Source organism: Frankia gtarii (genome assembly GCF_025403375.1).
Lineage (GTDB): Bacteria > Actinomycetota > Actinomycetes > Frankiales > Frankiaceae > Frankia > Frankia gtarii.
This window is the reverse complement of record NZ_JAMPTM010000014.1, coordinates 1-15,859: the sequence shown is the minus strand read 5'-3', so window position 1 is coordinate 15,859 and position 15,859 is coordinate 1. Positions and strand designations below refer to the sequence as shown.

14 protein-coding genes, 1 tRNA gene and 1 pseudogene are annotated in these 15,859 nt (G+C 68.4%); 8 read left to right on the top strand and 8 right to left on the bottom strand.

Annotated features, from left to right (window positions below; translation table 11 throughout):
- Positions 1-163: 163 nt before the first annotated feature.
- The 5 genes and pseudogenes from NBZ83_RS04395 to NBZ83_RS04375 all read left to right on the top strand — a co-directional run.
- Entirely contained in the window at positions 164-1,906 is a 1,743-nt protein-coding gene (locus tag NBZ83_RS04395) for a class I adenylate-forming enzyme family protein (protein ID WP_261574376.1), read from the top strand.
- Positions 1,907-2,609: 703 nt separating this feature from the next.
- The gene (locus NBZ83_RS04390) at positions 2,610-4,943 is read left to right on the top strand and encodes a CoA transferase (RefSeq protein ID WP_261574375.1); all 2,334 of its coding nucleotides are present in this window, start codon (positions 2,610-2,612) and stop codon (positions 4,941-4,943) included.
- A gap of 528 nt (positions 4,944-5,471) precedes the next feature.
- The gene (locus NBZ83_RS04385; RefSeq protein ID WP_261566291.1) at positions 5,472-5,729 is read left to right on the top strand and encodes a type II toxin-antitoxin system Phd/YefM family antitoxin; all 258 of its coding nucleotides are present in this window, start codon (positions 5,472-5,474) and stop codon (positions 5,727-5,729) included.
- Positions 5,726-5,986, top strand: coding sequence for a Txe/YoeB family addiction module toxin (locus tag NBZ83_RS04380; protein ID WP_261566292.1), 261 nt, complete (start codon positions 5,726-5,728; stop codon positions 5,984-5,986). The genes NBZ83_RS04385 and NBZ83_RS04380 overlap by 4 nt, the downstream gene beginning before the upstream one ends.
- 135 nt (positions 5,987-6,121) lie before the next feature.
- A pseudogene (locus NBZ83_RS04375) lies at positions 6,122-6,312 on the top strand (IS5/IS1182 family transposase); the annotation flags it as partial.
- Positions 6,313-6,404: 92 nt separating this feature from the next.
- On the opposite strand, the gene NBZ83_RS04370 reads toward NBZ83_RS04375, so the two are convergent.
- From NBZ83_RS04370 to NBZ83_RS33250, 6 genes are all read right to left on the bottom strand, one after another.
- A complete protein-coding gene (locus tag NBZ83_RS04370) occupies positions 6,405-8,345 on the bottom strand; it encodes a helix-hairpin-helix domain-containing protein (protein WP_261574374.1) in 1,941 nt (646 codons plus the stop codon).
- Entirely contained in the window at positions 8,342-9,172 is an 831-nt protein-coding gene (locus NBZ83_RS04365; RefSeq protein ID WP_261566294.1) for a PP2C family serine/threonine-protein phosphatase, read from the bottom strand. Before NBZ83_RS04365 ends, NBZ83_RS04370 begins: the two co-directional genes overlap by 4 nt.
- The gene (locus NBZ83_RS04360; RefSeq protein WP_261566295.1) at positions 9,169-9,852 is read right to left on the bottom strand and encodes a vWA domain-containing protein; all 684 of its coding nucleotides are present in this window, start codon (positions 9,850-9,852) and stop codon (positions 9,169-9,171) included. The genes NBZ83_RS04365 and NBZ83_RS04360 overlap by 4 nt, the downstream gene beginning before the upstream one ends.
- A 7-nt stretch (positions 9,853-9,859) precedes the next feature.
- Positions 9,860-10,087, bottom strand: coding sequence for a hypothetical protein (locus NBZ83_RS04355; RefSeq protein ID WP_261566296.1), 228 nt, complete (start codon positions 10,085-10,087; stop codon positions 9,860-9,862).
- A 24-nt stretch (positions 10,088-10,111) separates the two neighbouring features.
- Positions 10,112-10,669 (bottom strand): restriction endonuclease, encoded by a 558-nt coding sequence (locus NBZ83_RS04350; protein WP_261566297.1) that lies wholly within the window; start codon positions 10,667-10,669, stop codon positions 10,112-10,114.
- A gap of 765 nt (positions 10,670-11,434) precedes the next feature.
- Positions 11,435-11,893, bottom strand: coding sequence for an AbfB domain-containing protein (locus tag NBZ83_RS33250; protein WP_261566298.1), 459 nt, complete (start codon positions 11,891-11,893; stop codon positions 11,435-11,437).
- Positions 11,894-12,044: 151 nt separating this feature from the next.
- Here NBZ83_RS33250 and NBZ83_RS04340 point away from each other — a divergent pair, with 151 nt between their 5' ends.
- Positions 12,045-12,236 carry a hypothetical protein gene (locus NBZ83_RS04340; protein ID WP_261566299.1) on the top strand — a complete coding sequence of 64 codons (192 nt, stop codon included), beginning with the start codon at positions 12,045-12,047 and terminating at the stop codon, positions 12,234-12,236.
- Between the two features lie 285 nt (positions 12,237-12,521).
- On the opposite strand, the gene NBZ83_RS04335 is transcribed toward NBZ83_RS04340, so the two are convergent.
- Positions 12,522-12,594: transfer RNA gene (locus tag NBZ83_RS04335), tRNA-Leu, on the bottom strand.
- A gap of 224 nt (positions 12,595-12,818) precedes the next feature.
- On the opposite strand from NBZ83_RS04335, the gene NBZ83_RS04330 reads away from it, so the two are divergent.
- The gene (locus NBZ83_RS04330) at positions 12,819-13,418 is read left to right on the top strand and encodes an ANTAR domain-containing response regulator (RefSeq protein WP_009399419.1); all 600 of its coding nucleotides are present in this window, start codon (positions 12,819-12,821) and stop codon (positions 13,416-13,418) included.
- Positions 13,419-13,689: 271 nt separating this feature from the next.
- Positions 13,690-15,240 carry a branched-chain amino acid ABC transporter substrate-binding protein gene (locus tag NBZ83_RS04325; RefSeq protein WP_261574373.1) on the top strand — a complete coding sequence of 517 codons (1,551 nt, stop codon included), beginning with the start codon at positions 13,690-13,692 and terminating at the stop codon, positions 15,238-15,240.
- Positions 15,241-15,556: 316 nt separating this feature from the next.
- Here NBZ83_RS04325 and NBZ83_RS04320 read toward each other — a convergent pair whose 3' ends face one another.
- Positions 15,557-15,841: a zinc ribbon domain-containing protein gene (locus tag NBZ83_RS04320; RefSeq protein WP_308203761.1), complete on the bottom strand. Its 285-nt coding sequence runs from the start codon at positions 15,839-15,841 to the stop codon at positions 15,557-15,559.
- Positions 15,842-15,859 lie beyond the last annotated feature (18 nt).

Below are 15,859 nucleotides of genomic sequence, written 5' to 3'. Positions count from 1 at the left end.
GTGGACTGCGTGCCTCCGCCCCGACCGTCGCCGGTCTCGTCGTCTGCGGATGCGATGTCGACCATGCCTCGGGCACGTACATCGGGAGGGACAGATGCCGGAACCGGCTGCGCGCCGCCGCGAAGAGTTGGAAAGACAGCACGCTCCGTGGAAGCCCGCAACAATGGCTGGATTACTGGACAAAGCTGCTCAACTTTATCCACGCCGCACCTTCGTCATCACCGAGCGTGAAACATTCACATATGCGGAGATTCAGGCGCGCTCGGAGCGGCTCGCCCGTGGTCTGCGGGCGGCCGGGGTACGGGCCGGTAACCACGTCGCCCTGGTACTCGGAAACCACCCCGAGTTCGTGTTGCTCACGTTCGCGATCGCCCGTGCGGGAGCGGTCGTGGTCCCCGTCAACATCTTCAACCGCCGGGACGAGCTTGCCTACGTGCTGCGTCAGGCGGACGTGACGATGCTCGTCACGATGGACCGTTCCCGCGGTTACGACTACCTGGCGGCTCTGGACGAGATCGCGCCCGGCTGGGAGCGGTTGGGCGGGGGATCGCGACTTCCGTCGCTGAAACGGGTGGTGGTCCTTCCCACCGACGGCGGTCCGTTGCCCGCCGGCAGATCGGGTGCGGCGGTCACCACCCTGGCCGACCTCGAGCGACACGGGAGCGTCGCGCAAGATGTCACGCCCGACGGCGCCGCACCGCAGTCCGGCGCCGCACCGCAGTCGCTCGCCGCGATCTTCTACACCTCGGGTACGACCGGCGATCCCAAGGGCGTCATGCACACCCACGACATGCTGGTACGAACGGCATATGGCAGCGCCTACACGAGGGCGTACGAGGATGGTCGGTCGATCCTTTTCTCCCTGCCGCTGTATCACGTCTATGCATTTGTGGAGGGTCTGCTGACCGTCCCCTTTGTCGGCGGCAGCGTCGTCATCCAGCGCGCCTTCGATCCGATCGCGACGTTGGCCGCCATCGAACGTCATCGGCCCAACGACGTGCTATTCGTACCGACCATGACCCTGGACGTGCTGGCGGCCGCCCGCGAGCACCGCCACGACCTGTCCTCGCTGACAGCGATGTTCTCCTCCGGGGGACAGGCTCCGGAGCGCATCTGGCGGGAGATCATCGCCACCTTCGGGCGGATCGAGCTGGTGACCGGCTATGGGATGACCGAGACGACAGCCTCGCAGGCCTGCACCTTACCGGAAGGCCCGTTCGATCGATTACCGACTACCAACGGCCGGCTGAAGGACGCCGGGGCGGCCGGGGATCCGGCGATCGGCGGCCGGCTGGCGGTCTGGAAGGTGGTGGATCCGCACACGGGTCGCCCCGTGCCACCGGGCACCGTCGGCGAGCTCCTGACTCGTGGCCCTGCGGTCACCAAGGGTTACTATCGGAAGCCCGCCGAGACCGCGACGGCGTTCGACGCGGCCGGCTGGCTGCGCACCGGCGATCTGGGCACCGTGGACGAGTACGGGTACCTGGTGCTGGCCGGACGGAAGAAGGACTGTTACCGCTGCGGCGGCGAACAGGTGATGCCCCGGGAGATCGAGGCCGTCCTGACGACCCATCCAGCCGTCGCGCAGGCCCACGTGGTGTCGCTGCCGGATGAGCGGATGGGGGAGGTCGGTGTGGCCTGGGTGGTCTTCGCCGATCATATCGACAGCATCGACGGCGCCGGCCCCGGCGCTCTGGCGGCCGAACTCGTCGCGTACTGCGCGCAACGGCTCGCCCGGTTCAAGGTACCCCGCCATGTCCTGCCGATCTCACCGGCGGAGATACCCACCACGGCCAGTGGTCGACCTCGGAAGTTCCTGCTCGCGGAACGAGCGATGCGCGTGCTCGGCGTTTCCGCCGAGCCGCATCACGCCGGCCTGAGCACGAGACAGGCCGCCGTCTGCTGACCGGTGATCGTGCGATCGAGCTGGAGCAGGTACCCCGGGTGAGGCTCGGTCAGCATCCTCATGGTCCGGTAAGCGATCTGAACTGATTGTGACTGCTCGGGCGGCGATCCAGATGGGTCGCCGTCGCGGTGGGGATCTCGATGGTGGTCCTGCTGGTGTCGATGGTGAAGGCGGGACGCTCTGATGGCCGCCGGCGGGGGAGGGCCGGTGGAGGCGCGGGCGGTGACCGTCCGGCTGGTCACGGCGATCATCGTGGTGGTTGTCGCTTTGAGTTTCCTTTTCGCGTTCAACAATGTGTGGCTGCTTGCGCTGCGGCTTGGCGTGCCCGTGTACGTGGCGCCGTTGGTCGCTCCGGCGGCCGATCTCCTCGAACGAGCTACGGAAGCGGCTGCGGGTCGGGTCGAAGAGGGCCCGGAACCTAGTCGTTCAGCTGCGTGCCGATGCCCACGGGAGAGAACGGCATCTGAGACGAGTGAACACCTCGCAGGTCACCGGGCGCACCCGAGGGGCCCAAGCGCCGGGCCGGGAGATCGGTGAGGATGCTCTGGAGTGCTCAAAGGTTGATCTTGGCGCGTGGTGCGGGGCTCATGACACTCTCTGATGCACCGCAAGGGGCACGCCAGCCCTACGCGCTCGACTATCTGACCAGCCGGCTGTGACGACACCCGCGTCCGAGAAGAGCCCGAGAAAAAGGGGAGCCCGCATGCCCGAACCACTGCTCAACGGAATCCGGGTCGTCGACCTGTCGACCGGTGTCGCCGGGCCGACGGTGACGATGCTGATGGCCGAGGCGGGCGCGGACGTCGTCCTGGTCGAGCCGCCCGGCGGCCACCCCGACCGGGCCCTGCCCGGCTTCCGTACCTGGGCCCGTTCCAAGCAGTCGCTGGTGCTGGACGTCGACTCCCCCGAGGGGCGATTACGGCTCGACGAGCTGCTGCGTGGCGCCGACGTGCTCGTCCACTCGTACGGTCCCACGACGGCGGCCCGGCTCGGCCTCGACGACGCCGCTGTCGGCAGCCGCTACCCCGCGCTGGTCGTCTCGTCGGTGCTCGCGTGGCCGACCAACCACGTCGACGCGGACCGTCCGGTTGACGACCTGCTGGCGCTGGCGCGACTGGGCCTCCTCGACGAGCAGCAGGGGCACCGGCCGGGGCCGGTCCACGTCCGGTTCCCGCTCGGCAGCTGGGGGGCGATGTGGCTGTGCGCGACCGGGATCGCGGCCCGGCTGGTGGCACGGGGGCGGACCGGCCGGGGCGGTCCGGTGCACACCAGCCTCGTCCAAGGCGCGCTCGTTCCGATGATGATGCACTGGCACCGGGCCGAGGCGCCGTCGGCCCTGCTCGCGGCGGGCATGCCCAAGGACGAGGCGGTGACACCACTGTTCGAGTGCGCCGACGGCGAATGGATCCACGTCATGCCGCCGTCCCCCGACGACCTGCCGTTGACGAAGCGGGTGTTCGACGAGATGGGTGCCGACGCGGTCGCCGAGGCCAACCGGCGCCACGACCCGGGGATCATGGCCAGAGCGTTCCCGAACTGGGGAGCCAACGTCGAGGCGTTCCGCCGCCGGCCCGCGGCCGAGTGGCTGGCCGAGCTGTGGTCCAACGACCGGCCGGCCCAGCCCGTGCTGCCGCTCGGCGCGGTCCTCGACGACGAGCAGGCGAAGGCCAACCGGTACGTCACGCAGCTCGACGACCCCGAGGCCGGCCGCATCACCGTGCCCGGCCATCCGGTCACGCTGGACCCGCCTGCCTCCGTCCGCCATCCGGCCCCCCGCCTCGGTGAGCACCAGGACGTGGCCGCCAGGCACTGGACGCCCCGCAGCACGGCCACCGACCGCGGCCGCGCCGACGCAGACTCCGACGCAGACTCCGACGCGGGCGGGCCGGTTGAGTCGCTGCATTTCCCGCTCCAGGGCTTACGGGTGCTGGACTTCGGCGCGTTCCTGGCCGGGCCGTTCGCGCCGATGCTGTTCGCCGATCTGGGCGCCGACGTCGTGAAGGTCGAACCGGTGGCCGGCGAACCTGGCCGCTGGGGCGACTGGCCGTTTGTCGGCTGCCAGCGCGGCAAGCGCGCCGTGGCCCTCGACCTCAAGTCCGAGGCCGCCCGGCCGGCCGTCGAAGCCCTGCTGCGCTGGGCCGACGTCGTGCACCACAACCTGCGCCTCCCGGCCGCCCGCCGGCTCGGCCTGGACGAGCAGGCCGTCCGTGCGGTGAATCCGGACGTGGTGTTCTGTCACACGAGCTCGTACGGCCCGGACGGCGCACGCGCCAACTGGCCCGGCTACGACCAGCTGTTCCAGTCGTCGCTGGGATGGGAGCGGATGGGCGGCGGCGAGGACAACCCGCCGATGTGGCACCGCTTCGGGTTCATGGACCACCAGTGCGCGCTGTCGTCCGCGGCCGCGACGTTGTGGGCGGTCTTCGCCCGCGACCGGACCGGTCGGGCGAGTTCGGTCGCCGCGTCCCTGCTGGGTGCCGGGGTGCTCACCACGAGCGAGACCTACCTGCGACCAGACGGCACCCTCGCCCCGGTGCCGATGCTCGACCAGGCGCAGCTGACCACGACACCGGGACGGCGCCTGCTGGCCTGCGCAGAGGGATGGGTCGCGATGGCCGCGACCGGTGACAGCGACGTCGCGGCGGCCTGCCAGGCGCTCGGTTGCGGGAGCGCGGCGGAGCTCGCGGCGGCGGCCGCCGCCCGCCCGGCCGGTGAGGTGCTCGATCTGCTCGCCGGGGCGGGTGTGGCGGCAGAGGAGGTCCGGCTCGACCAGCGCGACGCGTTCTTCGACTCGGCCGACAACGACGCCGCAGGCCTGATCGCCCGCTACCGCCACCACGACTGGGGCGGCTTCGAGCAGCCGGGCGCACTGTGGGACCTGGGTGACCTGACGACCCAGCTGCATCTGGCCCCGCCGGTACTGGGCGAGCACACGATCGAGGTGCTCACCGAAGTCGGGATCGCCCGCGAAACGATCGACGAACTGATCGCCGCCGGCGTCGCCACGGCCGCGCCACCGCCCATCCTCCGCGCCTGAGCATTTGCTGATCAATAACACGGGGGTGGGATATGTACCCCGGGTGAGGGTCGTTCGACATCCTCATGGTCCGGTAAGCGATCTGAACTGATTGTGACTGCTCGGACGGCGATCCAGATGGGTCGCCGTCGCCGTGGGGATCTCGACGATGATCCTGCCGGTGTCGGGAGCGAAGGCGGGAAGCTCTGATGGCCGGCGGGAGAGAGCCGGCGGCGGAGGCGCGGGCGGTGACTGTGGTCGCGACGTTGTGATCACCCATGGCTCCTGCGATGGCCTGGACCGTTGCGAGATCGACCCTGTTCTTCATTCGCTTGGCCTGCACCAGACAGACACCCCCGAAGATGTTGTCATCTCGCCACGCCACCAGCCACCTCCGCGGGATCACCAGCCGAGCGCAGGTCATGAGGTGCCGTCACCGCACCCGGCCTCGCGGCGCCTCAACCAGCCCGCCGGCTCGACGAGCAGCTGACACACGCCCCCCGAAGTTGTACCGTATCTGGTACGACTAGGTGCTCGGGAGGTGGCAGGATGGTCGCGGCGATCAGTGCCAGCGAGGCACGTAAGACGCTGTTTCCGCTGATCGAACAGGTCAACACCGATCACACACCGGTAGAGATCGTCTCGAAGCGGGGAAACGCGGTCCTGGTGAGCAAGGAGGACTGGGACGCCATCGTGGAGACCAACTACCTGCTGCGCACGCCCGCGAACGCGCGGCGCCTGATGGAAAGCATGGAGCAGTGGCGTACGGGCGGCGCGGTCGAGCGTCCGGTGGGCCCTGACGAGTGAAGCTGACCTGGACGGACCATGCCTGGGACGACTACCTGTACTGGCAGGGCCAGGACCGCAAGACGCTGAAGCGCATCAACGCCCTGATCGCGGACATCAAACGCGATCCGGAGGGGCAGGGGATCGGCAAGCCCGAACTGCTGCGCAACAACCTCGCCGGCCTGCGCTCGCGGCGGATCGATGACGAACACCGCCTGGTCTATGCGGTCGAGCCCGGCCAGATCGCGATCATCTCCTGCCGCTACCACTACCAGTAGCTGAGCCCGTCACGCCCACGCCCTGCGAGCCGATCCCCCTCGGTGAGCCTCTCCGGCAACAGCTGGCGACGCTGCGCGATGGTCACTGACGGTGATCAGCCGGGAGTCGGTGAGATCCGAAACGCTCCGCTCGCGGCGAAACTCGCGGGCCACGGCCATGTGATCGTCAACGGCACGGTCATCGAGACCGCCCGGGTCCGCCTACCGACCCGACCCCCGGGGGCAGACCTGCGGCAGTCCGGAAAGATCCACAACCACGGCGGCAACATCCAGGTCGCCGCCGCGCCCGACGCGGCTGGCCGCTGTGGGACTCCGACGTCCGCCCCACCGCTGCGCGTTCCGAACACCCACACCCGATCCGCATGAGTTCTTGCCGCAGCTTGCGATCTTTGTCGCAGGAGCACCGCGCTGAGCCTCGTCAGAGAACCGCCAGGTCGGCATTCGCTTGGGCGAGTCGCCAGGCTGAGGCGGCCAGCTTCTGCTCAAGGTCGGCACGCGCCTCTGGTCGGAGCCGGCTGCGGCGCTGGAGTTCGGCGAGACCGTGCTGGAGATCGTTCTCGATGGATCTGCGACGCCTCTCGTGAACTTCGAGGGCCTGATCCCGTTCCTTGAGTATGGCAGGGTCCTGGGGATTGTAACGAAAGGAACGCTCACAGGAATCACGCCAAGCGACCAGGGATCCGGTTTTTACGTCCCCGAAGCCGGGTATTTCTATTACTCTGAAGTGGTTCACATCGGCTGCGGTGTTGACGCCGTACGCGACAAGCCGCTGTTTGAGGTTCGGGCCGACGCCCCTGATCGAGGCGCTGCTGACATACTGCCGTTCCAGGTGGCGGCGCAGCTGACGGTCCCGTACGGTGCGGTCAAATTCCGCAAGTGTCTGCCCCTCCCGCCTCGGGATTTCCACGGTGTACTCAGAGTACAGCCTGGAAAGGGAATCATAGAGAATCCGAAACCCTGCCGGGCCAGCTTCCTCTGCCTCGCGAACCGCGGCTGCATACGCATCTCGCGCCTGGTTTCCGGCCAGCAGGCGCACGTCCCTCTCCTGACGCCTGGGCTCACCGTAGCGCTTGAGCCAGCGGCCCACCAACACGGGCAAAACCAGCGCCAGAAGTCCAAGCGCACCGGCAACTACTATCGACGCAACAACCAGGCCGACGACGATCGGCCAGACAACGAATGGCGTTACCTTTGAGCGCACCGTTGGCGGGAGTGGCCGCGCGACCGGCTTGATCCCGGTGCCGGGTGGTGCGGCGATTTCCGCCGGGGGCGGGACCGCGGATATCTGTGCCCACAACGTTGCGATGGTGACCCGCGCAGCCTGCACCTTCGCGGCGACCTGCGCCCTGACGAAATGCACGATTCCCGAACTGTCGAGGGAACACCAGGGGCATGCCCCCACGTGCGCCAGGTAGGCGTGGTGTGCGTTGACGTGGCACACGGCTGTCTGTGGTCGCAGCCTGTCGAGAGCCGATACCCACTCCCGAGCAGTCGGCCTGCGCTGGCTCCCGGGCTCGGTGAACGCCTGAGTGAACATGCCGTGGATCACGTCAGGAAGGATGGTGACCGGAACGGCTGTCGGTGGTGGAACCAGTCCGCGCCTGCCGTTGTCCAAAGCATCGGCAAACCGAAACTGACTGATATCGACCGACATGTCGTTACCGACATCGTTACGGAGCGGGCGGCCCGCGAAGGGGTGACGTCCACCAAGGAGCAGCTGGAAAATCAGGATTGCCAAACCAAAGCTGTCGTGGTTGGCGGTTCGGATCATCCGGTTGAAGTCACCAACCGCGTGCAGCTCGGGTGGGGTGAAATCCGGGACTCCCACCAGGCAGCGAAAGACTCGGCCATGCGCGTTTACCTGAAATGAATCTGCGTCGATCAGCATCACATGCCCGTTGCTTGGGGCGACCATCACCGAGTTCTCGTTGACGTCACCCACGACCAGTCCGCGCTGGTGGACCGCGGCGAAGGCATCCGCCGTGTTCCGCGCCGCGACCAGCAGGTGATTCCACGACAGTTGGGGCTGTTCCTGCTTGCGGTGGCCGGGGTTGTAGAGCTGGTGAACGGGGACGTAAGCACCCGCGATCGGCATGACAAAACCCCGAACGGGACCTCCCCGCTGCACATGTAGGGTCTCCACTGGCCAGGCGACGAATTTCCGGATATCGGCATCCCCGAGGGAGGCCATCACCCGAAGTTTCTCCTGTCGGCCGCCGTCGGGGATCGCGTGGTACACCTTCGCGACATGGTGTGGGTCTCCGTTGATCTGATGAACGGTACCTTCGCCGCCCTTACCAAGAGTCAGGCCGAGGGACAGTTCTTTACCGGTCGACGTGAACAGCCGGGTCGTGCTCACGCCGGCGTGTCCAATTCGCTTGGTTCACCACTGACCGCGGTCGAGTCGACGCCGCGGAGCCAGACCGCGACGGCGAGTGTCTTGTCGTCGTCAGTACGTTCGTTGACCTGCGGCCCTTGCAAGAACCGCCCCAGGGCCAGGCTGAGCTTGTCGAGCAGAATCTCTTCGTCTTCATCTGCGGCAGCTTCGAGCTTCGTAAAGAAAGGCCTGAAGAATGGCTCATGGGGTGCGTCTGTGGCGAGATCGAGCGCGATTCCCTGCAGGCCATCAGTGAAAGCCGAAATCTTTGTGGCCATGGAGTCAAAGGTTCGGACGGCGAGGACCTCGCGAAAGTTTTCCTGCGTGACGAAGTACGTCATGTTGGCGTACTCTCCGGCCATGGGAACTACGGCGAGTTCCAGCCCGTTCCCGACGTCAAGGACGATGCCGCCGTCTCCGATCTGGAAGGCCATGGTGCCAAGTTTCGGTGCGGCGAGCACACCAAGCAGGGTGCAGGCAAAGTCTCGAGGCTGGAGGTTGTCGCTCGCGGCTCTGGATTCGATTCCGTCGTGTGCCGCCGTCACCAGGATCTCGGCCAGGCTGGCATCCAGCATGTTCTCTGGTTCGCCCAGGTGTGACTGGAGAGTCGCTGCCACAGCTGCTATCGCGACCTGTGCGCCTTCGCCACCGTGCTCGGCGCTGCCCGCGCCATCCGCGACGACGACCGCGAGCAGCTCGTCGCCGCCCGGGAGAGGATACTGCGCGATGAGGCAGTCGTCGTCACAGGGCAGACTTCGTTTGATGTGCGAGGTACCGACTTCGGACCTCGCGATGACGCGCCAGGTCAAACGGCGGCCCACCCGGTAGGTGCCGCGAGCGTTGTCTCGGTGCCGACGGCCGAACGGGACACAGATCCCAGGGAGCCAGACAACCACTGGAAGAGTTCCTGGAACTTGAGTCCCTGCAGCGCGAGCGGCTGTCGGACGGCGATCCGACTGAGGGTGTCCATGCTCGCGCCCGCAACGCCGACAGCGAAAAGCGCGAACTCCTTCGCGGCCTCCCCCTCCTGCACAGCTTGGGCGGCCGCATGCCAGTTGTCCGTCGGCGTCCCGTCTGTGATCAGAAAGACCCATGGACGGTAGTACTTCACCCCGTTGTTCCGGTATTCGGTCTTGCGGTCACGGAGCAAGGACAGCCCTCGGGTGATGGCTTCGCCCATCGGGGTGGCTCCCTGTACGTGCAACTCGGGCGCTGTGAACGCCGAGGCGGACACGAAGTCAGTCGCCACCTGCACCGGTCCGAAGGTGATGATCCCGACCTCGACGCGCTTCGCAGCGAGGCTGTCTGCGGTGAGTTCATCCTGGAATGCCCTGAGACCGGCGTTGAGTTCCTGGATGGGCTGACCGGTCATGGACACAGACACGTCCAACAGCAGGAGGCAGGGGCACCGCGGCTCGGGGTTCAGCGCAAAGTCCACCTCGGGCTGGTGTCCAAAGTCGAAGTTGTCGTAGCCGATCTGTTCGGTCATCCCCATCTCAATCCTGGTCGGGCGGGCGTTGCAGGGTACTCAGCGACGAGGCGTCGGCCGGGCGTCGGACAGATAACGCGGTGTCAATAGTGCCAAAACCGCGCTCGCGACCGCCGTCATGTGACGACGGCAGCGCGATGGCGAAGCCGCCCGTGACGCCGTGCTCGCCGGTCTCGCCGAACCCCCCACCTCCGGCGTCGTCAAAGGCAACATAAACCGTATCAAGACGGTCCAACGCCAGGTGTCCGGCCGCGTCACGTCAGGGCGCCGGGACGCGGGGCAGGATCCGCTCGCCGGCCATCCACCGGCTGAGCACCTCCCGGTCGACCATCTGGACGCGGTGACGGCGGCCGAAGTCCGCGGCCGCGGCGGTGAACCGACCCGAGGCGACCAGCAACGCGAGATCGGCACGGTGATCCGTCCACGCGCAGCCGTTGAAGTCCCGCACCGCGGACGGACCCACAGCGCGACCCGGGTAGTGCTTGCACTGCACCGCGATCCGGGCCATCCGGGGGGTGCGAGCAAGCACATCCACGCCCCCGTCCCCACGACCTCCGACCACGCGCACCTGTAGGCAGCCGTCACGCCTCAGAAGATCCGCGACATGATGCTCGAACTCGGTCGGATTCAGTGCGTCAATGGCGGCCACCGCCGCCCTGCGCCCGCTCTCGCGGATCCCGCGAGCGCGCGCCACGAACAACGCCGCTATCGCCGCGAGCACCACGAGAATCCCGACTGGCAGCGTCCACCAGCCCCACGCGTCCACAAGGTCCTGGACGAGCCCGACGAGGAAGAAGCCGCCGAAGCCCACTCCCACCGGCCAGAAAGACGCCCGCTCACGCGCCGACGACCTAACCCGAGGCCCCCTCGGCCAAGGGTCTCGAGGCGGACGAGTACGGCGAGCACTCGGGCGCCGTCGACCTACCGGCGAACCCCGACGACCAGTACCCCAATAGACCACACATCTACTATTGACACATCACGCATCGCAAGGTGGCGCATTTTTGGCCACCACCTCGGTCGGATCAGTGCGTCAGACGACGAGCACGACCGAGCTGGGCGGGATCGCGGCCTCGACGAGCAGCGCAGCCATCCAGGCTTGCCCCTCACCGGGCAATGCGTCAGCGCGGGGCATATCCAGGATCAGCGTGGCTCAGGTAGTGGCGGTCTCCACGTACCGCGACATGAGCAGGCCGCCGATCCCCCTGCGGCACCCGCGGGTGTCCACTGCCGGCCGGGCTGCCCACCACCAGCCGATCGGCGACACCACCGCTAACAGCCCAGGAGCTGGCGAGACGGCTACGGCAGCTGGTCGCGGCGGCGGGCGAGCGCCTCGGCGGCGTCGCTGTCGCCGGCCGACGTCAGTGGTCTTCGTCCGGCGGGGCCAGGATCGGCCGGACCTCGACCTTGCGGTGGCAGGACTTCGCCCCCTCGTCGGTCAGCCGTAGCGCCACGTCGAGATGCATCGCAGCTCATCTCCTACCCATCCCGGGGCGTCCCTGGCGGGCCGCCGCTCGTCCTCACCACGAACGTCCCCACCTCGATCCGACACTGCGCCGAAAAATCTTCGCGGCCTGTCGGATCAGTCGTCAGCGAGGACCAGGACCGTGCCCGGGTCGATGTCCACGGCCGCCGGCGGAACGTCGCGTCGCGGTGGAACAGCGCGTCGGTCGGACCGGCGGGGGGCCTTCACCCACAGGCGGAAGTCGCGGTGGCGCAGGTAGCGGTCGGGGTAGTTGACCGAGCGGAACGACACGGCGCTCGGGTCGGCCAGGCCCGCGACGACCAGGAAGGTCGAGTCCGCGGCGAACAGCGTGTCGCTGGTATGCGGGACCGAGTCCAGCCAGATCTCGAAGTTGCGGTGGCGCAGCACCCGGTCCGGGAAGTTCTGCGACCGGAACGTCACCCGCCCCTGTCTCCGCGACAGCAGGGCGAAGGCGAAGTCCTCGATCGGTTCGCCCTGCGGCGTCAGCTCGCCGGCGAAGTTACGGTGCCGGATGTAATGGTCGGGGAAGTTGAAAGACTGGAAGTCCTCGCTCACCGGCGCACCCTTTCGCTAGCCGTGGCCGCCATGGCACACAGCGCGCACGCTGCTGGGGTGGGGCACCGCCGCGGCCTTCCTGTAAAGAACGCGTCACCAGCTCCACGCGAGATCCCCGACATGCCGCGCACGCAGCTGGCCAGGTGGGGACTTGCACCAGCGTGGGCAGATCCTGGAGGAGACGCTGGCCTGGTACGCCGAGGTCCGCAGCCGCCAGGCCGGGTTGCATCTGCTGCTGGAGGGTTTGCTGATCGACTGGCTGGCCGACGCGACCGGGCAAGATCGCGGCGCGGTCGTGCAACGCCTGGCCCTGACGGTGGAGACGATGCTGTCACCTGACTGACGGCGATTCACCATCAAGCGATGAATCATCCCAGCAGAGGCCGACATCGACACGTAGCCGGCCAGCGATCACAGGCCGTACCTGTCACACCGGGATGCTGACCCGAGTTGCGGCCACGAGACGACCGCGCTGGCTGCACGGATGTAGCGGCCTCGGTTTTCTGGATCGAGGTCGCTCGCCCGCGCTTCCCGCCTGGGCAGCGCGGGCAGGCTCGGGTGTTCGGTGAGCGGCATCAGACGCTTGGCGCATTCGGCGCGATTTGTATTCGTGTGACTACATTACGTGTACCCCGGGTGGGATTCGAACCCACACTGTCGGTGGTTTGAGCACCGTCTCTCTGCCGTTGGAGTACCGGGGCCGGCGGGTGGAGCGTGGTCGAGCGGGCGGGCCCGCTGCGGAGGCGACCGGGCGGACCTGACAGAAAGGATCGTGATCGATCCGGTCCGGAACGTCTCGCCCACGACTCTATCCGGGTAGGGTGCGTTTCGACCTCCCGCCCTCCTCTGCTCGGGCAGGATGTCAATCTGACCTCCCTGCCCTGTCACACTAGGGTCACACCTCCGAGACCAGGAGTACGACTCGATGAGCCAACCCTCCTCGAACCCGCGCCGGGTTCTGATCGCCGAGGACGAAGCGCTGATCCGGCTCGACCTCAGGGAGATGCTGCAAGAGGAGGGCTACGAGGTCGTCGGGGAGGCAGGCGACGGCGAGATGGCCGTCAACCTCGCCGGCAAGCTCCGGCCCGACCTGTGCATCCTCGACGTGAAGATGCCCAGGATGGACGGCATCGAGGCCGGCGCGAAGATCGCCAAGGACCGCATCGCCCCCGTGGTCATCCTCACCGCGTTCAGCCAGCGGGAGCTGGTCGAGCGCGCCCGGGAGGCCGGCGCCATGGCGTATGTGGTCAAGCCGTTCCAGAAGAAGGACCTGCTGCCCACGATCGAGATGGCGATGAGCCGGTTCACGGAGATCGTGAGCCTGGAGGCCGAGGTCGAGGACCTGCAGGGCCGGCTCGAGGCAAGGAAGATCATTGAGCGGGCGAAGGGCGTGCTGCAGACCGAGCACGGCATGACCGAGCCGGACGCCTTCCGCTGGATCCAGCGGACGTCGATGAACCAACGCCGGACGATGCGCGCCGTCGCCGAGGCCGTGCTGTCGGGCGAGGCGCTGCCAGGCTCGTGACGTCCCTGTTCGCGCCGTCCCCGGCCACGTGCCGGCCGGGGACCGGGTGAGCGACGCCTCGCCGCCGGGATCAGCGCCGATCTCCGGTCCCGAGGACGCGCCGCAGCCGTCCCCCGGAGCACCCGAGCCCGTCCCGGCGAACGAACCGGCCCCCACCCCCGAGTCGACTGCCGCGCCTTCACCTGAGTCCGCTCTGCCTTCACCTGAGTCCGCTCCGCCATCGCCGGGCCCCGCTCGGCGGTGGTCGGCCCGGGTGGATCGTGCACGTGTGATGCTCGCGACAGTCCCTCGCCGGATCGGGGAGTGGACCCGGGCGCGGTGGCGTACCGGCCGGGGCCGGGCAGTCCTCGCCGCGATCGTCGTCCTGATCTTGGCCGTGCCCTCGGGGCTGGGTCTTGTCCTGGCCACCGCTCTCGACGACGGCGGCGACGCCGACACCCCTGTAACCCGAGTGGCCGCCCTCGGTGTCATGGCACCGCTGTCGGGTGACCTGTCCGCTGACGGCACGAGCGTGCGCAACGCCGTCGCGCTCGCGGTCGACGAGGCCAACGAATCCGGGGCGATCCCGGGCTGGCGCCTGGAGCTGTCCACCCGCGACGATCTGTCCCGCCCGGACGGGGGAGCCCAGGCCGCCGACGCGTTCGTGGCCAACGATCGTCTGATCGGCGTCGTCGGGCCGTTGAGCTCGCTCGTCGCCAAGGTCGCCCTGCCCACGCTGAGCGCCGCGGGCATTCCGGTCGTCTCCCCGTCCAACGCCGACCCGACCCTCACCGGCGCCGGCGCCGGCGCCGGCGCCGGCACCGACCCGCGCACCCGCCCCTATCCGTCCTACTTCCGGCTCGCGGGAACGGACGAACTGCAGGCACGGGTGGCGGCCGAGTACGCGGTGCGGACCCTCGGGCGCCGACGCATCGTCGTCGTCGACGGGGAACCCCGCTACGGCACGACGCTCGGCAGCCGGTTCGCGGTGCGCGCCGCGGCGTTGGGGGCGACGATCACGGCGGTGCACCAGGTCCAGGGGGACGGCGTCGACGGGTCCGATCTCGACACGATCGCGGAGGCGATCGAGCAGGAGGCCCCCGACCTGGTCTACGTCGCCACCGGCGCGGCGTTTGCCGGAAAGCTGCGCACCCGCCTCGCCGCAGCGGGCGCGTCGATCCAGGTCATGGGCTCGGACGCGTTGCTGCAACAGCGGTACACCGATGACGCGAAGTCCGCCGCGGACGGCGATCTGATCACCAGCCTGCTCGTCCCGCCGACGGGGCTGCCGGCCGCCGGTGCGTTCGTCGCCGCCTACTCCGAGCGGTTCGGCGGTCCGGCGGACGACGACGGCAGCACGACCCCGAGCGGCACTGACAGCACCGGCTCGAGCAGGCGCCACCGCGACGACGCCACCCCGACGCCCGCCACCCGCGCCCCGGCTGCGATCCACGCTCCGGCTGACTCCCGCGCGCGGACCGACTCCCGTGCCCCGGCCGATTCCCGTGCTTCGGTCGACTCCGCCGCGGCGCAGCGACAGCAGGCGGCCCATGACGCCACCGTCGAGCTCGCCCAGCGTCGCGCCGAGGCCGTTCCCGCGGCGGCCGCCTACGCCTACGACGCCGCCCGGACGATCATTCGGGCGGCGGCGGCGGTGCTGCCCGGCCGCCCGGCCGTCGACATGGCCGCCCGGCACGACGTCGTCGCCGCCATCGGGCGCGGCTCGTTCGCCGGTGTCACCGGCCCCGTCGGCTTCGACCGCTGGGGGGACACCCGCACACCGGGCGTTGTGCTCTACACCGTGCTCGGTGGCCGTTTCGTCGCCCTGACGACCTGGACCTGACCCCGCCGGTCGGTTCCGCACGGCCGGTGGCCGCACCTCGGTGACCATCAAGCCGTGATCAGTTGCGATCTGCGGCCGCCCACATCCGCACCCGCCCCAGGAAACTACCGAAGGCTACGACACGCTCACTAAGAGCTTTCCTTGGTCGGTATTGCGGGCTAGGTTCCGTCATGACAAGTCGCCGATCCGTTACTTGATTGCCGCGGCGACGTTTTCGGCGGACTCCGGCGCCCCAGGTGCCGGCGCCGGCAGCGAGGTGCTGCGGAAGGACGTGTCTTGACATCCTCCTCTGCCTGAAAGCGGGGGATTTCAACATCTACCCATCCACTGGAGGGGGTGCGCGGTGTTGAGGTTCGCGGTTCACAGGCCGGCTGGTGGCGTCGCCTCCCCGCGCAGTCACCCACGTGGTTTCCCACCGATGTCCCAGGGCGATGCTGCGTGCCGCGTTCACGTCGGCGTGCGCCTGACGCCCGCAGGCCCGGCAGCGGAAGGCGGCGTGGTTCTCACGCGCCTCCCCATCCCGAATCCCGCAGGTGTTACAGGTCTGCGACGTCCACGCAGGGTTGATCTTCTCGCCCCGGCCGGGGGCTTTCTGTTCCAACCGGGCGACGAGCAACCC

Excerpts from the sequence above, each read along its gene's own strand:
- NBZ83_RS04395 (WP_261574376.1), top strand. The coding sequence starts at position 164 with ATGGCTGGATTACTGGACAAAGCTGCTCAACTTTATCCACGCCGCACC.
- NBZ83_RS04390 (WP_261574375.1), top strand. The coding sequence starts at position 2,610 with ATGCCCGAACCACTGCTCAACGGAATCCGGGTCGTCGACCTGTCGACC.
- NBZ83_RS04385 (WP_261566291.1), top strand. The coding sequence starts at position 5,472 with ATGGTCGCGGCGATCAGTGCCAGCGAGGCACGTAAGACGCTGTTTCCG.
- NBZ83_RS04360 (WP_261566295.1), bottom strand. The coding sequence starts at position 9,852 with ATGACCGAACAGATCGGCTACGACAACTTCGACTTTGGACACCAGCCC.
- NBZ83_RS04330 (WP_009399419.1), top strand. The coding sequence starts at position 12,819 with ATGAGCCAACCCTCCTCGAACCCGCGCCGGGTTCTGATCGCCGAGGAC.
- NBZ83_RS04325 (WP_261574373.1), top strand. The coding sequence starts at position 13,690 with ATGCTCGCGACAGTCCCTCGCCGGATCGGGGAGTGGACCCGGGCGCGG.